Origin of the sequence: Acinetobacter sp. 2JN-4, assembly GCF_003687745.1 — a bacterium.
Classification (GTDB): Bacteria; Pseudomonadota; Gammaproteobacteria; order Pseudomonadales; family Moraxellaceae; genus Acinetobacter; species Acinetobacter halotolerans.
Genome location: NZ_RDNY01000038.1, coordinates 1 through 255 on the forward strand (window position 1 = coordinate 1; position 255 = coordinate 255).

Annotated in this window: 1 pseudogene; it reads right to left on the minus strand. The window is 42.7% G+C overall.

Annotated features, from left to right (window positions below):
• Nucleotides 1-255, minus strand: a pseudogene (tuf, locus tag EAH57_RS15870) (elongation factor Tu); the annotation flags it as partial.

The window sequence follows — 255 nt, forward strand, 5'->3', positions numbered from 1 at the left end:
GACCAGAAATCGAGAATACATCTTCGATTGGCATTAGGAATGCTTTGTCGATTGCACGCTCTGGCTCTGGAATGTAAGAGTCAAGTGCAGCAACTAAGTCGATTACAGCTTGTTCGCCATAAGGACCGTCGTTACCGTTTAATGCTTGAAGCGCTGAACCACGGATGATTGGAGTGTCATCACCTGGGAAGTCATAAGTAGAAAGAAGTTCACGAACTTCCATTTCTACTAATTCAAGTAATTCTTCATCATCAA